An 18,911-nucleotide genomic window follows, 5' to 3' on the forward strand; every position below is an offset into this window, starting at 1 on the left:
GTCAATTTCAATATGATTTGTCGAGTATTAAGAAATAGGCGAAAAACCACCGCACTTTTATCAGCATACCAAGAACATCTCCTTTTCATTGATTGTGAATTCACCTAAGTTCATTTATATTATGAAGATAAATGAACCATTGCATATCAATGAAAAGGGTATCCTATGTACCGAAATGAGACTAAAATACCAACCTTCTCCGTTGCTAACGATCTCCACTTCACCCTTGAAGTGGCACAACTGCTGCCTGACACCTTCCGTGTTGTCAAATTCGATTTCGAAGAAGGCTATAATTCCCTCTTTAAACTCTCCATTGTCGCGGCAACACAACATAATCAGCTTCCATTTGGTTCACTACTCGACTGCGCGGCAACCCTTTCCATCTGGCAAGATGGTGAGCGACAACGGAATATCTCCGGTATCGTAACACAAATCAAACTCGGTAAAACCGGTGAACGCTATACCTTTTATCACTTTACCCTCTCCCCTCATCTCTGGCGATTAACCCAAAAAAGACGCTCGCGTATTTTCCAACATACCAGCATTGAAGATATCTTAAAAACCCTGCTGAGCGATTCCAATGTGCTTTTTCACACCATTGATATCGCCTACCGCACAAGACGGGAATATTGTGTGCAATACCGCGAAACCGATTATGAATTTTTCCAACGGATTATCGGTGAAGAAGGCTTGTTTTTCTTTTGTACGGAAGATGAACATAATCAAATTGACCGGCTCTTTATTTACGATGATGCCCATCGTTTATCCAAGGAAGATACCCTCTCCCTTGACTATAATGCCAATCCTACCGTATTACGCCAAGCCCCTCATCTCCGTACCTTCCAATGGACCGAACAAATTCGTCCTTCTGAAGTATTGTTAAAAGATTACACCTTCAAAAAACCAAACTGGAATGCGGAATATGGCTTACAAGGCACACAAGAAGAGATTCAATTTCAAGGAGACTATCCTTACTACGACTACCCTGGTCGCTATAAAAATGACAGTGGCGAACGCTTTGCCCAATATCGTCTCGACAGTTTACGCCGTGATGCACATACGGGCGAGGGAGAAAGCAATCACCCAGCTTTAAGAATAGGTCAGCTCTTACACATTCATCTCCATCCTCGTGCTGACTTCAATCAGCCTTGGCAATTAACTTACATTCAACATCATGGAGAACAACCGCAAGCCTTGGAAGAGGAAAGCCATTTTAGTCAACGTGAAAATACCACCTTTATCACTAATCGCTTTGAATGTCTTTCTCCGGAGAAAACTTTCCGTAGTAATTTCCCTCAAAAACCACAAATCTGTGGCACACAAACTGCGGTAGTCACAGGCCCCAAAGGGGAAGAAATTTTCACGGATTACCAAGGCCGGGTTAAAGTGAAATTTCATTGGGATAAAGGGGAATTCAACGATTCCAGAAGTTCTTGCTGGGTGCGTGTTGCTCAACCTTGGGCGGGGCAAAACTGGGGGATGCTCGCTATTCCACGTGTTGGGCAAGAAGTGGTGGTGAGCTTTTTAGAAGGCGACCCAGACCAACCGCTGATTATTGGACGCGTGTATAATGAGCTACAAATCCCACCGGGTAATCTGCCTGCTACCTATACCCAAATGCACATTAAATCGAAAACCTACAAAGGGGAAGGTTACAACAGCATTCTCTTTGAGGATGCCGCGAACCGAGAATTATTTGAAATGCATGCCCAGCGGGATATGACCACACGGGTTGAACATGACCAAAAAAATCACATTAAAAACCACCGCACTTTAACGGTTAACGGTAGCCAACGTACTCAAATTGACCAAGGCAGAACCACCCAAATCACCACCGGTAATGACATCAAAACCGTCTTAGCGGGAAACAATCTTGAAACCATCAGCTTACTTAAAGCTATCCAAGCGAAAGAGATTTTCAACGCGGCACACGACCGTATTGAGCTTGAAGTGGGCAAACAAACCAGCCTGACGATGGACAATGAAAAGATTCTCCTTCGCTTTGGTAAAAACACGATTTTGATGAATGAAGAAGGCATTTGGTTGGATGGCGTGCATATTGGGATGCAGGAGACAGAAGTCGAATTAGCTTCAAACCAATCACAATATGAAGATAAAAAAATGACTTTACAATATGCAGATATCTATGGAAAATCCCCACAAGGAGAAGAAATCACTCTCACACCCTCTAAATCGGGTCAGTCGCTTCAACTTACTGCAGATAGCCAAGGGAAAATAGAGATAGAAGACACGAGTCTCAACTTTTTTACTGCAACTCAGTCAACAAGGGAGAAAAAGTAGATGTCATCAGCAGCGCATCACAATGAAACTTCAACAAGAAGAAAAGAAGTTCGCTATATTTTCTTACCTGGAGAACCTGTTGAAAAACTCGCTCGTTCTTGTGATTACACTATTTTATTAGGCTCTGTACAAGAAGTTGTGTTCAACTTCCAAACGAAACTATTTACGGATTTAACCGTTGAAATTCTCCCAAGCGAAAAAGATAGCAACAATTTTAGACTCAATGCCGTTTATGATAAACAAACCAAAAAATTAATACAGGGTAACTTCTCTATTTCAAATCAAGGCATTCCCTACCGTGTCCAAGTGAGCCGATTTTTTGATGGCACATTTATTGTTCGCTCAAAAGATAAAGAACTGGGACGATACAAAACCACAAGAATAGGCATTCAGACCGAAGAAATAGAAAAACCAGATTTATGGCTAGAGCCTATGTATATTGGATTTTCAGATGTGCCAGACATCAATCAACTACATAGCATTCATAAGGCTCATCAACAAAGTGCTTATAAATGGGTAAAAACGCTTGATCAATTTAATCATCAGGAAGTATTTAAACCCCTCTATCAACCTGAACGCGTTCTTCAGGCTTTTGATGAATTATGGAAAGATAATGGTTATGCTTGCATCAAAAATGAGCCTGAGGAAGTTGGTGTATTCATTTTTTTAGAACCTAAGAAAATATTCAAAAATAAAATCAATGTCCCTCTATCAATTGATCCTTATGGAAGTATTGCCCATAAATATAAAATCGCTCAAGAGATTTCATTAAATGAATTAGATGAATTGAAACTAATTTTAAAACAAGGAGAATATGATGAATTAGAAAATATTTTGCAATACTATGGATTAATCTATCCGACTATTGATTATCTTTCATCTAATAAAAAGTTACTTTCTCTATCTAATAGAAAAATTCAGATAAAATGGGTTAAAGGATACGTTTGTATTGCATTTAAAGGAAGTATCCCAGCCCCTTTGCCTAGTGGAGGACTATCTAGTAAGAGCTATTCCAGTTTAGGAGGTTTTCATATCAGTAAAAATATGACAAGAACAAAATTCGCATTCCAAGAAGTAACAAATTTATCTAACACATTAAAAGGGACTTTTAGCAAATTGTCGACTCTTGCATTTTTCTTAGATGTATGGGGAGATTATGAAGATATTATGAATTCTCAAGAAGGGTCAAAAAGTATTGTTGAATTGCTTGGAAGGGTTGGCATTAATTTAATATCTGCTATTTTAGGATATTATTCATCTTCCTTTATAATATCAACCATCATGGCTGGATTAGCTACTGTAACTACGACAATACCAATATTCTTTGTTATTATGGGCGGCGCACTAATTATAACAGCCATATCTATAATATACTCCAAAGTTTCTAACCAAGGAAAAATTATTCTACACAAAGCATTTGAGTAACATAGCATGAGCAAATCAAAAATAATATTATTACCCCATAATAGAATATCTAAATACTCTTTAATTGCATTTTTTATGATGTTTATATTTGTATTTTCACATCAATTAATTATATATAATAGCTTTGAACATGGCCGATTAAAGCACATACTTTATACATATGTAACATTTGAGGCGATATACCTTTTATGTTTTTATCTACTACTTAATTTCCTGAATAAAAATGGCAAGGTAATACCGTCCATGATTATAAGAAGTGCATTTTTCAACATGCCAACCACAACTTTCATCTTGTTTTTTCCAACTGTTTTAATTCAGATTATCAATAACAAATATTTTTTAATATTCTTTTTCCTATACTTATTACTCACTCTCTTTATATCTTTTCTCTATACATATGAATATAATGATAACAATCTCATAGAAAGAAGTAAAAAACATTGGTTAAAAAAAGAAGAGAAGAATAACGAGACGCTATTTATAAATGATTACTCATTACCAAAACTACTACAGTGGAATAACATGTTTTTCTTAATTGGGTTTCTTCCAGCAACAGCATTAATCCTTTTTTATTTCATAGTAAGATTTAATCAAAAATATGACATCTATTATTCTACTGGCATAATGTTATTCACCACCACCTTTATATATCCAACATTTTGTTACTGGGGGATAATAATAAAAACCTACTTAAATAAAAAGAAAAAACACAAATAAAAATAATAGATTGAGTTATTTAAAGTCAAAAAAGAAGCTAATCTCTCAAAAATCCCCTTACAATACTACCCTTTTGGAACACCAGTCGAACGCTATAAAACAGCACAAACAGTTGAAGTAAGGGAATTAGAACATATCCTTGAAGATAAAGAATATAAGGAGCTTATAGAGATTCTCCAATATTACTCTAACGATGACATGGCTTTAGTTAAAGATACAATTGATTACACATTAGAAAATAAACATTGGATAAAAGCAATGAGTCATAAAGTCGAAGTAAAATGGATAAACGGATATTTAGCCATTGTATTTAAAGGAAAAACTCCTGCTTTTGGATTTAGATATGCTGGATTAGCGCATGAAAAATTAAAAGGTGTAACCGGAGGAATTCATATTAGTAAAAATATTAAACGAATTTGGCTATCCGCAAAAGAAGTACTATCCATCAAATCATTAGCTAAAGCAAATTTCTCCGGCCCATTAGCCGCAACAGGATTCGTGATTGATGTCATTTTGGATTATGATACAGTGATGTTGGATGAATCAGGGAGTCGAGATATTGTAGAGTTATTAGGAAGAATTGGATTATCTTTCTTGGGCGGAATAGCTACTGTGGCGATAAGTTCTATATTGACTTCTTTAATATTATCTATTTCCGGATTTATGCCCGCTTTCCCTGTAATATTAATCTTCTTACTTAGTGGCGTTGTTATTGTCAGTATAGGTTATGCTATTAACCAAGCCATTGATTACATAAAGGATGAAACATGGAACTAAAATATTTAAACAAAAATAGTAGGTTTATTTTTAATAAATATAAAACAGGTGTAGGATCTTATAAATTTATATTAACAGTCTTTTTTATTTTTTTAATCATACAATATGCAATCCTCTTCTTTACAGACCTTAATATCCCAATAGAAAAGAAAAATAAGTTAATAGTGTTGTTTTTGATAGGAGAGCTTACCTATCTATTTTTATTCTATCTCATAACACAATTCCTTTCAAAAAAGAATAATATTATTGCATTAATGTATCTTCATTCTACCATCTTTGGTATGGGATGCATGAGTATTGTATTGCTCTTTTTTCCAGCTTATGTTTTAAGTTATTTTCTATACCCTGAATTATACTTAAATCTTATTCTTATACTCTCTTTCCTTCTGTTTGTAGCAATAATTCACGTCATTAGAATCAATGAAGAAAAGTTAATTATAGATAGCCTTTCTATTTTTTCTGGTAAAAAATCTTCTAAAGAGATCGTAAGTTTAGATAACTTGGCAAAGAGTAAAATTTTAAAGTATGCCCTTTATATTATCTTAACCATTTTTATAATCAGTATGTTTCAATCTACTCGGAGTCGGCATGCAGAAAATGGACTTTACTATGTTCTCCAAACTGCAATTATAGGAAATTGTGCAATATTGTATTCAGATATGTGTTACGTATTACTCATAATCAAAATAGAGACAAAAAAATTAATAAAAATATGTAAGAGAGATAATAAAAATCCAAAGATTAAATAAATATTGCAGAAGTTAAAACTTCTATATAAGCCACCTTTTAACCAAGGTAAAAAAACAAACTAACTAAATTAGGATCTAAAGTATATCTATGAAAAAAATTTATATAATTATTCCAATGTTACTTATTTCTTCCTGTACAACAACGCCCACGGAAACACCGCAGAATACACAGCATTGGGCCGTATTGCAGAACCAAGAAACAAACCTTTATAACATAGATAATAAATTATTTCGTAGTGAGCAACTCACCTCAGAAAACTATGATTTAATTCAAAAATACAATATAAAAACCATTGTCAATTTACGTTTCTTTTATCGTAATGGAGACAGGAACGCTTTTCAGCATACCAATTTAAAACTTATCAATACACCATTACTATCTTGGGCAATAACGCCTAAAGAAGTCGCCAATGTACTATGGGAAATTGAACAAGCACAAAATCAAGGCGCGGTATTAGTGCATTGTTATCATGGCGCAGATCGTACAGGTCTAATTTCTGCTATGTATCGAATCATATATCAAAATTGGGAGCCTAACGAAGCAAAACGAGAAATGATCGAAGGGCCGTATGGCTTCCACTCAATTTGGAAAAACATCGAAGGATTTTTTACCCCAGATAATATTAATCAAGTTAGAGAAAATCTAATTCAATTAAGAATGAATAAAAACTAGCACAATCTTTTAACAAAAATCTGCACCTTAATAAGTTGCCTCTTAGTTCAACTTTTGGGGTGCAGATAAAATAATGGTTTCCTTATTTTTTCAACGGCAATCCAGTTTGCCAATCTAGCCCTGCTTTTTCAGCGAGTTTTTGCATTAACTCATCACTTGGTTTTTGCGGTGAAGGGCCTTCAAACCAACGCTGAAACGCAATTTTTCCGTCCCAAGATGGAAGTTTGGCTGGGGGTAAGGGAACGATCTCATCAAGATCGGGGACGGTGGGTTTTAAAAAGTAGTATTTAAATAAATAATCATCGATCATCTTATAGCGTGTGGCGCGTTCTAGATCTTGATCAATACCTTTATTTAAAGGGTGTTTTTGTCTTTTATCAAAAGCTCTATATAACTTAAATGCTGATGGCTGATCTCCCGCTATTACCCCCTGATGGTAAATATAAATTGCTTCACTATATTGTTCGCTCAGTTCCAATATTGTACCTAAACTTATTGCCGCCTTTCCCATTCCTTGTTGTGAAGCACAATTTAATAATTGCTTAACTAGATTAATTCTGAAATCCAATGTATTCCTATCATTTATCCACTTTAAAATATCAGCCATTGCAAACTGAGCCTCTCGACTCCCCATATCCGCTGCTTTTCGTAAATACGCAAACTTTCCTCCTGGGGTAGTTTTTACCCCATAGTTGCTATCAAGATGATAGTAAAGTTTATACATCGCCGTGGCAGGTAAAGTTTTTTCCAGTTCTTTATTTAAGTGATACACTTCTGTTTGTGGTTTTTTCACCACCACACGTTTGGTTTCCAATAACCATTGCAAGCGTAAATTCGCTTGGTAATCACCATTGTAAGCAGCAATACGGTAATACACGGCCATATTTTGCCAGACCTCATCACCTTTCTTGCCCCGCCACATATTGTGTAAATCATGATACAGTGCGTAGTCATAGAGGCTATGTACTTCTTTATCAATAGGTGGACGCACTTCGTGTTTACACTCAAAGGTGAGATTATCTAAAATACTGTTGGTTTTTTGCATTGGCTTATCCTTACTGGTTGAGGCCACTGTGTGGCACGCACACAAGCTGGCAATAAGACTGAGTAATACAAGTTTTTTGATTGGTTTCATTAGTCTGACCTCGCTACATTAGGATAAAAATAGAACAGTGATGCTTAAACAAAAACCATAAATCCACCTTAATTTTTCACCGCACTTTTGTTTCTGCCCTAAGTTAAAAGTGTGGTGGTTTTTCCCTTATTTTTTCATCGGCAATCCAGTTTGCCAATCTAACCCTGCTTTTTCAGCCAGTTTCTGCATTAACTCATCACTTGGTTTTTGCGGTGAAGGGCCTTCAAACCAACGTTGAAAAGCGATTTTACCGTCCCAAGGTGGGAGTTTGGCTGGGGGTAAGGGAACGATTTCATCAAGGTCGGGGACGGTGATTTTTAGAAAATAGTACGTAGATAAATAGTCATAGATCATCTGATAACGTGTTGAACGTTCTAGATCCACATATCCCCCTAAATAATCTAATTGTTTAGAGTTTGTAATCCTAAACCCGTCCGCTAAAGTAAGCGCTGATAATTTGTTTCCTGCTTTTACACCCTGGTGGTAAACTTGAATCGCCTCTTGATACCTTTTATCTAGCTCAAAGCCAATTCCTAACGATTTAGACGCCTCTCCCATACCTTGTTGAGATGCACAACTTAGAAATTGTTCAACCAAAGCTGTACGGAAAGCGAATGTTGCCTTATCATCTATTCTCTCAAGGATTTCGCCTACGGCGAACTGAGCCTCCCGACTCCCCATATCCGCTGCTTTTCGTAAATACGCAAACTTCCCCCCTGAGGTAGTTTTTACCCCATAGTTGCTATCCAGGTGGTAGTAAAGTTTATACATTGCGGTGGCAGGTAAGGTTTTTTCTAACTCTTTATTTAAGTGATACACTTCTGTTTGTGGTTTTTTCACCACCACACGTTTGGTTTCCAATAACCATTGCAAGCGTAAATTCGCCTGATAATCGCCATTATAGGCAGCAATACGGTAATACACTGCCATATTTTGCCAGACCTCATCGCCTTTTTTGCCCCGCCACATATTGTGTAAATCATGATAAAGGGCATAGTCATAGAGGCTATGTACTTCTTTATCAATAGATGGACGCACTTCATGTTTACATTCAAAAGTGAGATTATCTAAAATGCTGTTGGTTTTTTGCATTGGCTTATCCTTACTGGTTGAGGCCACTGTGTGACACGCACACAAGCTGGCGATAAGACTGAGTAATACAAGTTTTTTGATTGGTTTCATTAGTCTGACCTCGAAATTTCAGTGGTTAAACGTAAAAATTCACACAAAGGTTGATGGGGTAATCTTTGTTTATAACGTTGTTTTCTATTTATATCCATCAATTTTTCCCATTTATCAAACACTACCTTAGTTCTCTCAAAACGGTTCATTTCTTTAGGATTAACCTCTGAATTATGATTAGTATGTAAATTCCATAAATCATAACGCAATGCCCTTGCCACTGCCTGACACTCCGAAATAATCCCCAACTCCGTATCCACCTGCATACTGCGGGTATTCAGATTGGCTGAGCCAATAAAGGTAAACACATCATCAATAATCGTAACTTTCGAATGAATATACACCTCTTGCCACGCATCCATTGAGGTTAGCGTGCAAATATGCGTCCGAATCCCCACCGCATCACTGACTTCGCGTTTGAGTTGTTTCATCTCTTCATATTGTGCCTGAATCGCCTGTTGTTCCTGTTCAGTTAATGCCGATAATTCCTCTAAGATTGCTGCTTTTTTCTGGGTAACCGCCTCTCCACCTTGCCCACGTTCCTCTTGTGCAGTTAAGGTTTCAAGCTGCTCTTCTAGCTCTTGCCTTTTCTTTCGATAATCATCATATTTGGTATAGTCACCATCATTCGTGTTGTCACTATCCAACTGGGTGCTTACCCCCGGCAGCACATCCTCTCGCCCCAATAGCTTGAGCATTTGATAGGTGTTATAGGTTCCACTACCAATTCCCGCATCACTGGAATTGGTCACCACAAACCAATATAACGGTTGGCTGACCTCTCGCCCATTGTCTTTCAATCGTTGCCAATGGGATTGATACGCTCGCACCAATTCTGTCCAGCGAAAATATTGGTTTTCCGTATAAATAAAATGGCTCGCCTTTTTGATATTCTCCAAATACATCGCTCGGATATGCTCTTCTTTCGGATTATCATAAGTGCGTAAGATTTGCGCCATAATTAATTCACCCAACTCAGAACGTGGGGCAAACGAATCTCGCGTTAGCACACTTCTTCGTCTATCTGCGGCCAAAGGCGTGTTGTAGGCTTCCCTTGCCTCTCGGTCAACCCATCCCACCAAATTACGGCTATCACTTCTATCCCAAGATTGGCAAAAATTATGGTTGATATCCCACAATACCTTTCCCGTTACTAAAGAAGAAACATCTTGCAACGGTATCGGGGCGTTACGTTGCGTATATGGCGTGATAGGACGGCTGTAATGAGTACTTTCATCCCAATACTCATCAAGCATATTATGCTCTAATACGAATCCCACTGCATTAGGTGGGTCAATATAATCAATCAGCACCGTCTTTTGATGATGGGAAGGGGAAACATACAATACGAGCCGGTTCATAACAGGCAACGCACTGGCCTCAGGATAATGATTAAAATGACTTTTCACACTGCGTTTTTTCACTTGCAATTTCACACGATTATCACTGAAACTAAAGCCATAAAGTTCTGTAAAAGCCCCTCTAAACACCGTTTCCGAATAAACTTCATTTAATCGGTTTAACTCGGCTAAATCCTTTTCTCCTATCTTGCCCGCCACCGCACGATACCACCAATAATCATAAGCGCGCTGAGCCTCGCTCTGATATGCTTTACCTTTTTGCTGGAAAGGCATTAACCCCGGTGCATTTCCTAAATTGGCCTCTCCCAAGCCTTTTACGGTTTGGAAGTCTATCCACATACTCCATACTAAAACCTTAACCTCTCTGCCTTCTACGGCTTTTTGTATCAATAATCGACCAATACAAGGAGATTCCCCATCTCGCTTAAAAAGCATGGAAGGTTGAAAACCCCAAATTGCAATGTCGATAGAATGTTTTGCCTTAGCGATAAAATCATACAGGGTTTCAAAAGTTGTTTGACCATTAATCAATGGCTGAAACGTCGCCGGTGTTGCAGGTGGTGGCTGAACAATCACCGGCCTTTCCGCCCCCATCTCGTTACAGGCATCTTGCCGTAAAAACCAACTTTGGTTTAACTTCCCTTGGCCTGTGGCCTTTGAAATAACAATGGTTGGATAGCGGTTTTTTGACATCTTAGTTATCCTTTAATACTTGGTGATAATCAGCAAGCTCGTTATCTTGAGCTTGCTCTGTCGGATACCCTTGTTTATCTAATGTACTAGCAAGGTCTATTTCCTCAATTAATTGCAAATGAAACCGTTGCCCATTGCCTAGCTCAATTTCGCCTTCTTTGTCTGTGTCTTTCACTTCAAAATAAAGCGAGCCGGTTTCATCAATAACACCTTGCCCAATCTCTTGCTGTTCAATCATCACTTTATAAGGCATTCCAGCATAAGCACTCTGCTTTGAATGTGCCGATTCCATTAAATTTAATCGAATCTCTTTAGCACCAGCGATACTTTTGCCATGCACGGTTTTTGTGCTGTCATAAACGGTAATCGTTGGAAAAGCATTGATAATCACCCCGCCACAGCTGGTTTTATCCCCTTCTCGGGCTAAGGCCTTACCGCCAATGGAGACGGTTTTTGCTCCAGCGATAATTACACCACTATGTCCTGGACATTCTACCTTATCACCAATACAAGCCGCCGCTTTGCCACCAAAGGTGACAGTAGATTGCCCTCCCACAACCTGGCCAACCGAACCATCAGGGTGTAGCACAGAAGCACCAATATGAGCAGGATTTTTGCCTTTCGGCGTAATCGACCAATGTTTTGGAGAAAAAGTTGATTTTGAGTCTTGCATAATGAGATTCCTTGTCTCTAACATCAATACATTCAACGTGCATCGTCTTTGCCCTTATTTTTTCAACGGCAATCCAGTTTGCCAATCTAACCCTGCTTTTTCAGCCAGTTTCTGCATTAACTCATCACTTGGTTTTTGTGGTGAAGGGCCTTCAAACCAACGTTGAAAAGCGATTTTACCGTCCCAAGGTGGAAGTTTGGCTGGGGGTAAGGGAACGATTTCATCAAGGTCAGGGACTTTAGGTTGGAGATAGTCTTTCGTTGACAAATAATTCTGTATCATTTTATATCTTACTGAACGCTCTATATCTTCAGGCAGATTTAGAAAATCAATATCTTCACCATCATTTTTTCGCTTACCATCAAATCCATAAGCTAATCTATTTGCTGAGGATGAAGAACCATTTTTTACGCCTTGATGAAACGCTTGAATTGCTTGCTCATATTGACCTTGATTTTTATAACGGATACCTAAAAATGTGGAGGCCTTTGCTAAGCCTTGGTCCGAAGCACATTGTCTAAGTTGCTCAATAATTTTTTGTCTATATGGGAGCGTTTCGGGATCATCTATATCCCCTAACATATCTGCCACCACATACTGCGCTTCTCGACTACCCAAATCCGCTGCTTTTCTTAAATAGGCATATTTGCCGTCTTTTTCTTTAGTGGTGACACCAAAGCCAATATCTAGATGTCCATAAAGCTTATAATATGCCGTCGCCGGAAGTGATTTCGCTAGAAGTTTATTGAGATTATGCACCTCATCATAGCTCGTTGAGGTTAAGGCTCGGTTGGTTTCTAATAAATATTGCAACCTTACATTGGCTTTATAATCCCCATTAGCTGCGGCAATTCGGTAATAAGGCAAAAGTTCATTCCAATCCCCTGCTTTCCCTGTCCACATTTTGTGTAAATCTTGATAAAGGGCATAGTTGTAAAGCAGTTGGGCTTCTTCGGGGATAGGTGGTCTCTCTTCATGAACACAGCTAAATTCTAAGGCAGCAAGTTGTTGCATAACATCCATTTTATACTCCTTTTTCAATTTTTCACTTTCAGCTCTTTCTTTGGCGGTACAACGTTCTGGTCGATAACTCGGCCCTCCGCCCATAAAAATAGGGTTACATTCTAAATACTTAATCAATAAGACAAAACTTACGGGAACGGCAATGGCAATAAACCAAAATATTTTTAAACACGCGTGCTTCATTAGTCTAACCTCGCTACATTAGGATAAAAATAGAACAGTGATATTTAAACAAAAACCATAAATCCGCCTTAATTTTCCACCGCACTTTTTTCTGCTCTCAATAAAAAGTGCGGTAGTTTCCCCCTTATTTTTTCAACGGAAGACCAGTTTGCCAATCTAGCCCGGCTTTTTCAGCCAGTTTTTGCATTAACTCATCACTTGGTTTTTGCGGTGAAGGGCCTTCAAACCAACGTTGGAATGCGATTTTACCGTCCCAAGGTGGGAGTTTGGCTGGGGGTAAGGGAACTATTTCATCAAGGTCAGGGACTTTAGGTTGGAGATAGTCTTTCGTTGATAAATAGTGTCTTATCATCTCGTATCTTAATGAGCGTTCTAAATCTGTAGAAAGATTTAAAAAATACATATCACTTCCGTCATCTTTCCTTTTATCATCAAAAGCACTAGATAACCATCCTGCAGAAGAAGAAGAGCCGTTTTTTACCCCTTGATGAAAGGCTTGAATTGCTTGCTTATATTGTCTTTCATCCTGATAACTGATTCCTAAAAACTCCGAAGCCTCCGCTAAGCCTTGTTCTGAAGCACATTGCCTGAGCTGTTCAATTATTTTTAGTCTATATTTAAGCGTTTCAGGATCATCAACTGCACCTATGTATTTAGATACTACATACTGCGCCTCTTTACTACCCAAATCTGCTGCTTTTCTTAAATAGGCATATTTACCGTCTTTTTCTTTGGTGGTGACACCAAAGCCAATATCTAGATGTCCATAAAGCTTATAATATGCCGTCGCTGGAAGCGATTTCGCTAATAACTTATTCAAACTATGTACCTCATCATAGCTCGTTGAGGTTAAGGCACGATTGGTTTCTAATAAATATTGCAACCTTACATTGGCTTTATAATCCCCATTAGCTGCGGCAATTCGGTAATAAGGCAAAAGTTCATTCCAATCGCCGGCTTTCCCTGTCCACATTTTGTGTAAGTCTTGATAAAGAGCATAGTTGTAAAGCAGTTGGGCTTCTTCGGGGATAGATGGTCTCTCTTCATGAACACAGCTAAATTCTAAGGCAGCAAGTTGTTGCATAACATCCATTTTATACTCCTTTTTCAATTTTTCACTTTCAGCTCTTTCTTTGGCGGTACAGCGTTCCGGCCGATAACTCGGCCCCCCACCCATAAAAATAGGGTTACATTCTAAATACTTAATCAATAAGACAAAACTTACGGGAACGGCAATGGCAATAAACCAAAATATTTTTAAACACGTGTGCTTCATTAGTCTAACCTCGATACTTTCGGATCTGCCCGGAAAAATTGACGTAAAGGATGTTTAGGCATCTCGCCTTTTTCTCTTGCAGATTGATTTGCATTGATTAAATCTTTCCATTTATTAAATACCTTTTCAGAATCACGATGATCATGCAAATCAGGAGGATTGGCATCACTATCATTCTTTGTATGCAAACCCCATAAAGTTTGCCGCAACTCACGAGCAACTTGCCCATTCTCAATTACTATACCTAACTCAGTATCTTTCTCCATACTGCGGGTATTTAAATTGGCTGAGCTGATTATCGTAAAAACATCATCCATAATGGTCACTTTGGAATGCACATACACCTCATCCCAACTGTTCGCTGAGGCTAATGTGCAAATATGGCTTTTAATACCTGGTGTCTGGTCAATTTTGGCTTCAAGTTTTTTGAGCAACTCAAGTTCTTTTTGGTCAATTCCTTTTTCAACATTTTTTTGGGTCTTTTTTATCTCTTCCTCTAAACCTGCTTTTTGTTTTTTTAACTCATCGATTTCCTTCATCACTAAACTTGGATTTGAATGTGAATTAGGCTGAGTTAATCTAAAGTAGTGATACTCAATTTTTGTTTGGATTTCTTCAATCTTTAACTGCCTTACTACATTAGGCATCACATCTTGTCTGCCTAATAATTTCAACATTTGATTAGTGGTGTAAGTGCCTTTACCAAGCCCATCATCACTTGAGTTTGTTACCGCAAACCAGTAAATCGGACTAGTTCGTCCTGCTTGTCGCATTTTTTCCCAATGGGTAAGGAAGGTTTCAACTAACGGAGGATAACGAAAATATTGATTTTCCGTGTAAATATAGCTCACCGTTTTTTTGATATTTTGCAGATAAATTTTTTGAATATCGGTGACTCGTGGTTCATCATAAGTGCGTAAAGTTTGGGCTTTAACCTGATGGCCAAATTTTTCATTAGGGATAAACATTTCACGGGTTAGATGTTGTCGTTGTTGGGTGAGATTCTCTGTCGCCTCATAATTCCCTCGATTTTCAAATAATCCATTACGATCCCAAGATTGGCAGAAGTTATAGTTGATATCCCATAACACTTCACCCGTCACAACACTCGACACATCTTGTAACGGTGTATTGACATTTTTTCCTAGGTGAGGAAGTTTGATATCGCCATAATGATGTTCGTTCGTATCCCAATAGTTATCAATCATATTATGCTCCATCACAAAGCCGACTGCGCATTCTGGCAATTCATAATCAATTAACACTGTTTTTTGGTGATGTGAAGAAGTAGCAGATAAAGTTAGCTCTGCTTGCCAAGGCAAATTTTTATCAAAATACTTACGGTTATCAAAGGTGTCATTAAATAAAGCGATACGGCGATTTTTATATTGGATTTTCTTTCTTGCCACTGTGCGGGAAAAAGTGACTAAATGTGAATAGTTAGCCTCAATATCTTTGATTAAATTAATACGGCTTTTGTCAAAAATAGTTTTCGCCTCTTTAAATTCAGCTGCATCCTTTAGATAAGGATCAGTAAAATTCATTTTAGTTCTTTCTAGAAAAAGGTGTAACTCCCCTTTAATCGCCATATACCAATAGTAGTCATATTGTTCTTGCGCCCTAATGACGTCAGTTACACTACGATATTTTACGCCCTGCATTCCACCTAAATTCGCATTTTCATGTACAAAGGTTTGTGCATGAAACCACATACTCCAAACCAGTAAACGAATTTGTACATTTTCATACGCTTTGATTATGAGCAAATCCCCAATGCGGTAAGTTTTGTCATCGCTACCTCGCTTAAAACACATAGAGGGCTGAAAGCCCCAAATTGCTATATCAACAGAACGCTTGGCATTGTTAATTGCTTCATACACTTCAGCAAATGCCGTTTCACCATTCACTAAGGCTTTGAATGTTGCATCCACCGGTCGACTTTTATCCCCATTTTGGTAAGTCTCCGCATTATCTAAAAACCAACGCTCTGTTAAAATCACTTCATTTTGATGTTTCGCAAGTTGTATGCGAATCGGTTGTTTTTCCTCGTCCATCACGTTTCCTCCTTAATGTTACAGAAGATTAGCTTTCCGTCGCGATGATATAGCGATCGCCATTTTTAAGCACAAGCTCAAATTCGTTGGTGTTTTCTGGAACTTCAAGGTAAAAATCCCCTTCTTCATTAGAAAGGCCCTCACCCACTTCACTCCCATCAATGTAAAGCTTATACGGCATTCCTACATATTTCTTTTGCTCAGAAAAGGCTGATTGAAAGAGAGATAATTTAAGTTCCTGTTTGCCCTCTGCACTTTTGCCATGCACGGTTTTTGTGCTGTCATAAACGGTAATCGTTGGAAAGGCATTGATAATCACCCCGCCACAGCTGGTTTTATCCCCCTCTCGAGCTAAGGCCTTACCACCAATTGAGACGCTTTTTGCACCGGCGATAATTACACCACTATGTCCTGGGCATTCTACCTTATCACCAATACAAGCCGCCGCTTTGCCACCAAAGGTGACTGTAGATTGCCCTCCCACAACCTGGCCAACTGAACCATCAGGGTGTAGCACAGAAGCACCAATATGAGCAGGATTTTTGCCTTTCGGCGTAATAGACCAACGTTTTGGAGAAGAAATTAAATTTGAGTGTTGCATAATGGCGTTCCTTATGCTTATATAGATAGATTGAACATTATTTCAGCATAGTTTATATATGCAATGCAAGCTAAACGATACTCGACTTTGTATTTATTCATTAAGATGAAAGATTCCACAAAAACATATTTAGTTATATAATGTTTTACGTCCGAGGTTTAAGCAGGGTGTCTGTATTTTGCTTTTCCTATAGGCAGCCTCTTCTTTAGTTGTTAAATCTATTTTTAGTTTTTTTATTATTATCAGTAAAAAAACTAACACAAATTGGTATGGAGCAATAAAATGATAAGCGGAGACAATAAGACTCTAATCCTGAAAGTAACAAACTCTGCAAATATAGAGAGTGGCTGTCAGGCTTATTTTATTTTTGATTACAATGGAGGAACGCTAGGTAGCAGTAAGAATAATCTGTGGGTTATTCAAGATACCAAGAATAACATTCAGCCCGACCAGGCTAGAGTTGAATGGCGAGATAACCATTATTGCTTCCAAGTCACCGGTAAGAATGAGGTTTCGATCAATGGAAGTATGATAAATGCTCGTTCTGGTTTTATTCGATTAAATAAAAGTGACATCATCACCATTGGTAATATAGAGATTAAAGTTTATATTGAAAATGAAAAAGATGTGGATCTTAAATCTCTCGCTCTAGAACCAGTAGAAATTATCGGTACGCAAGATCATTTAAAACACCTAATCGGAGATAAAAAACAATTCTCCTCCCCTCAGAATAAAACAAATAATTTCCTCAAAGAGGATAAAAGTCTAGATCCTTTATCAGCCTTATCTAATGATGATCCAACAGTTTCCTCCACAGGATTATTAAATAATGAAAGTCCATTTACTCACTCTTCGGCTACCTCTTCAAATATAGGACGCTCTACCATGTCTTCATCAAACTTTATTGATTTACCACAACCTGAACAACATCAAAAATCCGAATATATTGAAAATGCATATGTCACCATTTCCCCTTTGCTACGAGAAATGGATACGAAAATACCGTTAAACAATAGCCAAGACATCAATGATATTCTAAGTGAGATAGGAAGCACATTAAAAGCAACAGTTGATGGTCTATTACGTTTACAGCAAGCTCAAAGTAGTTTATCAGATAAACACCTACGCCCTATTGAGGATAATCCCTTACGTTTAAACTTAGATTATCCAGCCACAATGGACATTTTATTTGGGAATCAAAAAAGCCCTGTTCATTTAGCTGCGCCTGCTGCTGTATCTGAATGTTTAAATAATTTACTCATTCATAATGAAGCAAACAAAATGGCTATCATTAGTGCGTTATCTGCAATCTTACAGGCATTCTCACCCGAAATGTTATTGGCTCGTTTTGAAAATTATCGCCGCAGTAATGAACGGCAAGACATGGATCCATCCTGGGCTTGGCGAATGTATGAAAATTACTATCGAGAATTGACTTCAACACGTCAGCAAGGCTTTGAGAAACTGTTTTGGGAAGTATACGAACAAGCCTACGATAAAGCATTACGGGAACAGGGTAAGTAATAGGATTCAGTATGATTAGCAAATTTAGTTTTTTCCTGAAAATTGCCATTTATTTACCAATTAGCATAGTCTTAATTGGGTGCAGTAGCACTTTAGAAACAGCGACAAAAATTGGGCAGATAATTAGTGACCCTAGCACCCCAGTAGGACCAATTGAAGATCGGCCATCTACAATGGCATTAACTTTATTAACTGATAATAATGTTAATCCTAATGATGATGGTGAGCCTTCCCCTTTAGAATTACAAGTTATTTATCTTTCTGAAGACTCAAAATTACTCGCCTCTTACTATGAACAATTTGAAGGAGATAGCTTAAAAGATATACTAGGAAAAAACTATATTTCTCATCAAGATTATGCAGTTCAACCAGATCAGTACAAGGTTATTTCTGATATTACATTAGATAAAGATACACGTTATTTAGGGGTTATTGCCTATTACTCAGATCCAGAAAAAGCACAATGGCGCAAAGTCATTCCAATCAAAGGTAAGGGATACCATTATAATATTTTAGTTTATTTAAAAAAATGGACATTTGATATTAAGGAGTATAAAGAATAAA

At 37.8% G+C, this 18,911-nt stretch carries 15 protein-coding genes; 7 read left to right on the plus strand and 8 right to left on the minus strand.

The window, feature by feature from the left end:
* Positions 1-165: 165 nt before the first annotated feature.
* The 5 genes from L4F91_RS07450 (at position 166) to L4F91_RS07470 (ending at position 6,642) form a co-directional block, all read left to right on the plus strand.
* Positions 166-2,301 (plus strand): type VI secretion system Vgr family protein, encoded by a 2,136-nt coding sequence (locus L4F91_RS07450; RefSeq protein ID WP_395895736.1) that lies wholly within the window; start codon positions 166-168, stop codon positions 2,299-2,301.
* Positions 2,302-3,726: a hypothetical protein gene (locus tag L4F91_RS07455; RefSeq protein ID WP_395895738.1), complete on the plus strand. Its 1,425-nt coding sequence runs from the start codon at positions 2,302-2,304 to the stop codon at positions 3,724-3,726.
* Positions 3,727-4,641: 915 nt separating this feature from the next.
* Positions 4,642-5,220: a hypothetical protein gene (locus L4F91_RS07460; RefSeq protein WP_395895740.1), complete on the plus strand. Its 579-nt coding sequence runs from the start codon at positions 4,642-4,644 to the stop codon at positions 5,218-5,220.
* The gene (locus L4F91_RS07465) at positions 5,211-5,969 is read left to right on the plus strand and encodes a hypothetical protein (RefSeq protein WP_395895743.1); all 759 of its coding nucleotides are present in this window, start codon (positions 5,211-5,213) and stop codon (positions 5,967-5,969) included. Before L4F91_RS07460 ends, L4F91_RS07465 begins: the two co-directional genes overlap by 10 nt.
* A gap of 88 nt (positions 5,970-6,057) precedes the next feature.
* On the plus strand, positions 6,058-6,642 hold the full coding sequence (locus L4F91_RS07470) for a tyrosine-protein phosphatase (RefSeq protein WP_265778725.1): 585 nt from the start codon (positions 6,058-6,060) through the stop codon (positions 6,640-6,642).
* A gap of 82 nt (positions 6,643-6,724) precedes the next feature.
* Here the strand turns inward: L4F91_RS07470 and L4F91_RS07475 are convergent, their stop codons facing one another.
* The 8 genes from L4F91_RS07475 to L4F91_RS07510 all read right to left on the minus strand — a co-directional run bounded on the left by L4F91_RS07475 (position 6,725) and on the right by L4F91_RS07510 (position 16,823).
* On the minus strand, positions 6,725-7,777 hold the full coding sequence (locus L4F91_RS07475) for a DUF6396 domain-containing protein (protein WP_395895745.1): 1,053 nt from the start codon (positions 7,775-7,777) through the stop codon (positions 6,725-6,727).
* Between the two features lie 126 nt (positions 7,778-7,903).
* Positions 7,904-8,869 (minus strand): DUF6396 domain-containing protein, encoded by a 966-nt coding sequence (locus L4F91_RS07480; RefSeq protein ID WP_395895747.1) that lies wholly within the window; start codon positions 8,867-8,869, stop codon positions 7,904-7,906.
* Between the two features lie 89 nt (positions 8,870-8,958).
* Positions 8,959-11,013 carry a phosphatidylserine/phosphatidylglycerophosphate/cardiolipin synthase family protein gene (locus L4F91_RS07485; RefSeq protein ID WP_395895749.1) on the minus strand — a complete coding sequence of 685 codons (2,055 nt, stop codon included), beginning with the start codon at positions 11,011-11,013 and terminating at the stop codon, positions 8,959-8,961.
* Between the two features lies 1 nt (position 11,014).
* A complete protein-coding gene (locus L4F91_RS07490) occupies positions 11,015-11,686 on the minus strand; it encodes a PAAR domain-containing protein (protein ID WP_250349960.1) in 672 nt (223 codons plus the stop codon).
* A 54-nt stretch (positions 11,687-11,740) separates the two neighbouring features.
* On the minus strand, positions 11,741-12,892 hold the full coding sequence (locus L4F91_RS07495) for a sel1 repeat family protein (protein WP_250349959.1): 1,152 nt from the start codon (positions 12,890-12,892) through the stop codon (positions 11,741-11,743).
* Between the two features lie 124 nt (positions 12,893-13,016).
* A complete protein-coding gene (locus L4F91_RS07500; protein ID WP_265754900.1) occupies positions 13,017-14,168 on the minus strand; it encodes a DUF6396 domain-containing protein in 1,152 nt (383 codons plus the stop codon).
* Positions 14,168-16,222 (minus strand): phospholipase D-like domain-containing protein, encoded by a 2,055-nt coding sequence (locus tag L4F91_RS07505; RefSeq protein WP_395895752.1) that lies wholly within the window; start codon positions 16,220-16,222, stop codon positions 14,168-14,170. The genes L4F91_RS07500 and L4F91_RS07505 overlap by 1 nt, the downstream gene beginning before the upstream one ends.
* Before the next feature lie 28 nt (positions 16,223-16,250).
* Positions 16,251-16,823, minus strand: a complete 573-nt coding sequence (locus tag L4F91_RS07510; protein ID WP_265754903.1) for a PAAR domain-containing protein — start codon at positions 16,821-16,823, stop codon at positions 16,251-16,253.
* Positions 16,824-17,105: 282 nt separating this feature from the next.
* Between L4F91_RS07510 and tagH the strand changes: the two genes are divergently transcribed.
* On the plus strand, positions 17,106-18,347 hold the full coding sequence (gene tagH / locus L4F91_RS07515) for a type VI secretion system-associated FHA domain protein TagH (RefSeq protein WP_265754905.1): 1,242 nt from the start codon (positions 17,106-17,108) through the stop codon (positions 18,345-18,347).
* 11 nt (positions 18,348-18,358) lie between these two features.
* Positions 18,359-18,910, plus strand: a complete 552-nt coding sequence (gene tssJ, locus L4F91_RS07520; RefSeq protein WP_250349948.1) for a type VI secretion system lipoprotein TssJ — start codon at positions 18,359-18,361, stop codon at positions 18,908-18,910.
* The last annotated feature ends 1 nt before the right edge of the window (position 18,911 follow it).

This window comes from Avibacterium sp. 20-126 (genome assembly GCF_044358625.1).
In the GTDB taxonomy this organism is placed as follows: Bacteria; Pseudomonadota; Gammaproteobacteria; order Enterobacterales; family Pasteurellaceae; genus Avibacterium.

What these genes read in the sequence shown, in the direction of transcription:
- L4F91_RS07450 (WP_395895736.1), top strand. Translation starts at nt 166, where the DNA reads ATGTACCGAAATGAGACTAAAATACCAACCTTCTCCGTTGCTAACGAT.
- L4F91_RS07455 (WP_395895738.1), top strand. Translation starts at nt 2,302, where the DNA reads ATGTCATCAGCAGCGCATCACAATGAAACTTCAACAAGAAGAAAAGAA.
- L4F91_RS07460 (WP_395895740.1), top strand. Translation starts at nt 4,642, where the DNA reads ATGGCTTTAGTTAAAGATACAATTGATTACACATTAGAAAATAAACAT.
- L4F91_RS07465 (WP_395895743.1), top strand. Translation starts at nt 5,211, where the DNA reads ATGGAACTAAAATATTTAAACAAAAATAGTAGGTTTATTTTTAATAAA.
- L4F91_RS07470 (WP_265778725.1), top strand. Translation starts at nt 6,058, where the DNA reads ATGAAAAAAATTTATATAATTATTCCAATGTTACTTATTTCTTCCTGT.
- L4F91_RS07475 (WP_395895745.1), bottom strand. Translation starts at nt 7,777, where the DNA reads ATGAAACCAATCAAAAAACTTGTATTACTCAGTCTTATTGCCAGCTTG.
- L4F91_RS07480 (WP_395895747.1), bottom strand. Translation starts at nt 8,869, where the DNA reads ATGCAAAAAACCAACAGCATTTTAGATAATCTCACTTTTGAATGTAAA.
- L4F91_RS07485 (WP_395895749.1), bottom strand. Translation starts at nt 11,013, where the DNA reads ATGTCAAAAAACCGCTATCCAACCATTGTTATTTCAAAGGCCACAGGC.
- L4F91_RS07490 (WP_250349960.1), bottom strand. Translation starts at nt 11,686, where the DNA reads ATGCAAGACTCAAAATCAACTTTTTCTCCAAAACATTGGTCGATTACG.
- L4F91_RS07495 (WP_250349959.1), bottom strand. Translation starts at nt 12,892, where the DNA reads ATGAAGCACGCGTGTTTAAAAATATTTTGGTTTATTGCCATTGCCGTT.
- L4F91_RS07500 (WP_265754900.1), bottom strand. Translation starts at nt 14,168, where the DNA reads ATGAAGCACACGTGTTTAAAAATATTTTGGTTTATTGCCATTGCCGTT.
- L4F91_RS07505 (WP_395895752.1), bottom strand. Translation starts at nt 16,222, where the DNA reads ATGGACGAGGAAAAACAACCGATTCGCATACAACTTGCGAAACATCAA.
- L4F91_RS07510 (WP_265754903.1), bottom strand. Translation starts at nt 16,823, where the DNA reads ATGCAACACTCAAATTTAATTTCTTCTCCAAAACGTTGGTCTATTACG.
- tagH (WP_265754905.1), top strand. Translation starts at nt 17,106, where the DNA reads ATGATAAGCGGAGACAATAAGACTCTAATCCTGAAAGTAACAAACTCT.
- tssJ (WP_250349948.1), top strand. Translation starts at nt 18,359, where the DNA reads ATGATTAGCAAATTTAGTTTTTTCCTGAAAATTGCCATTTATTTACCA.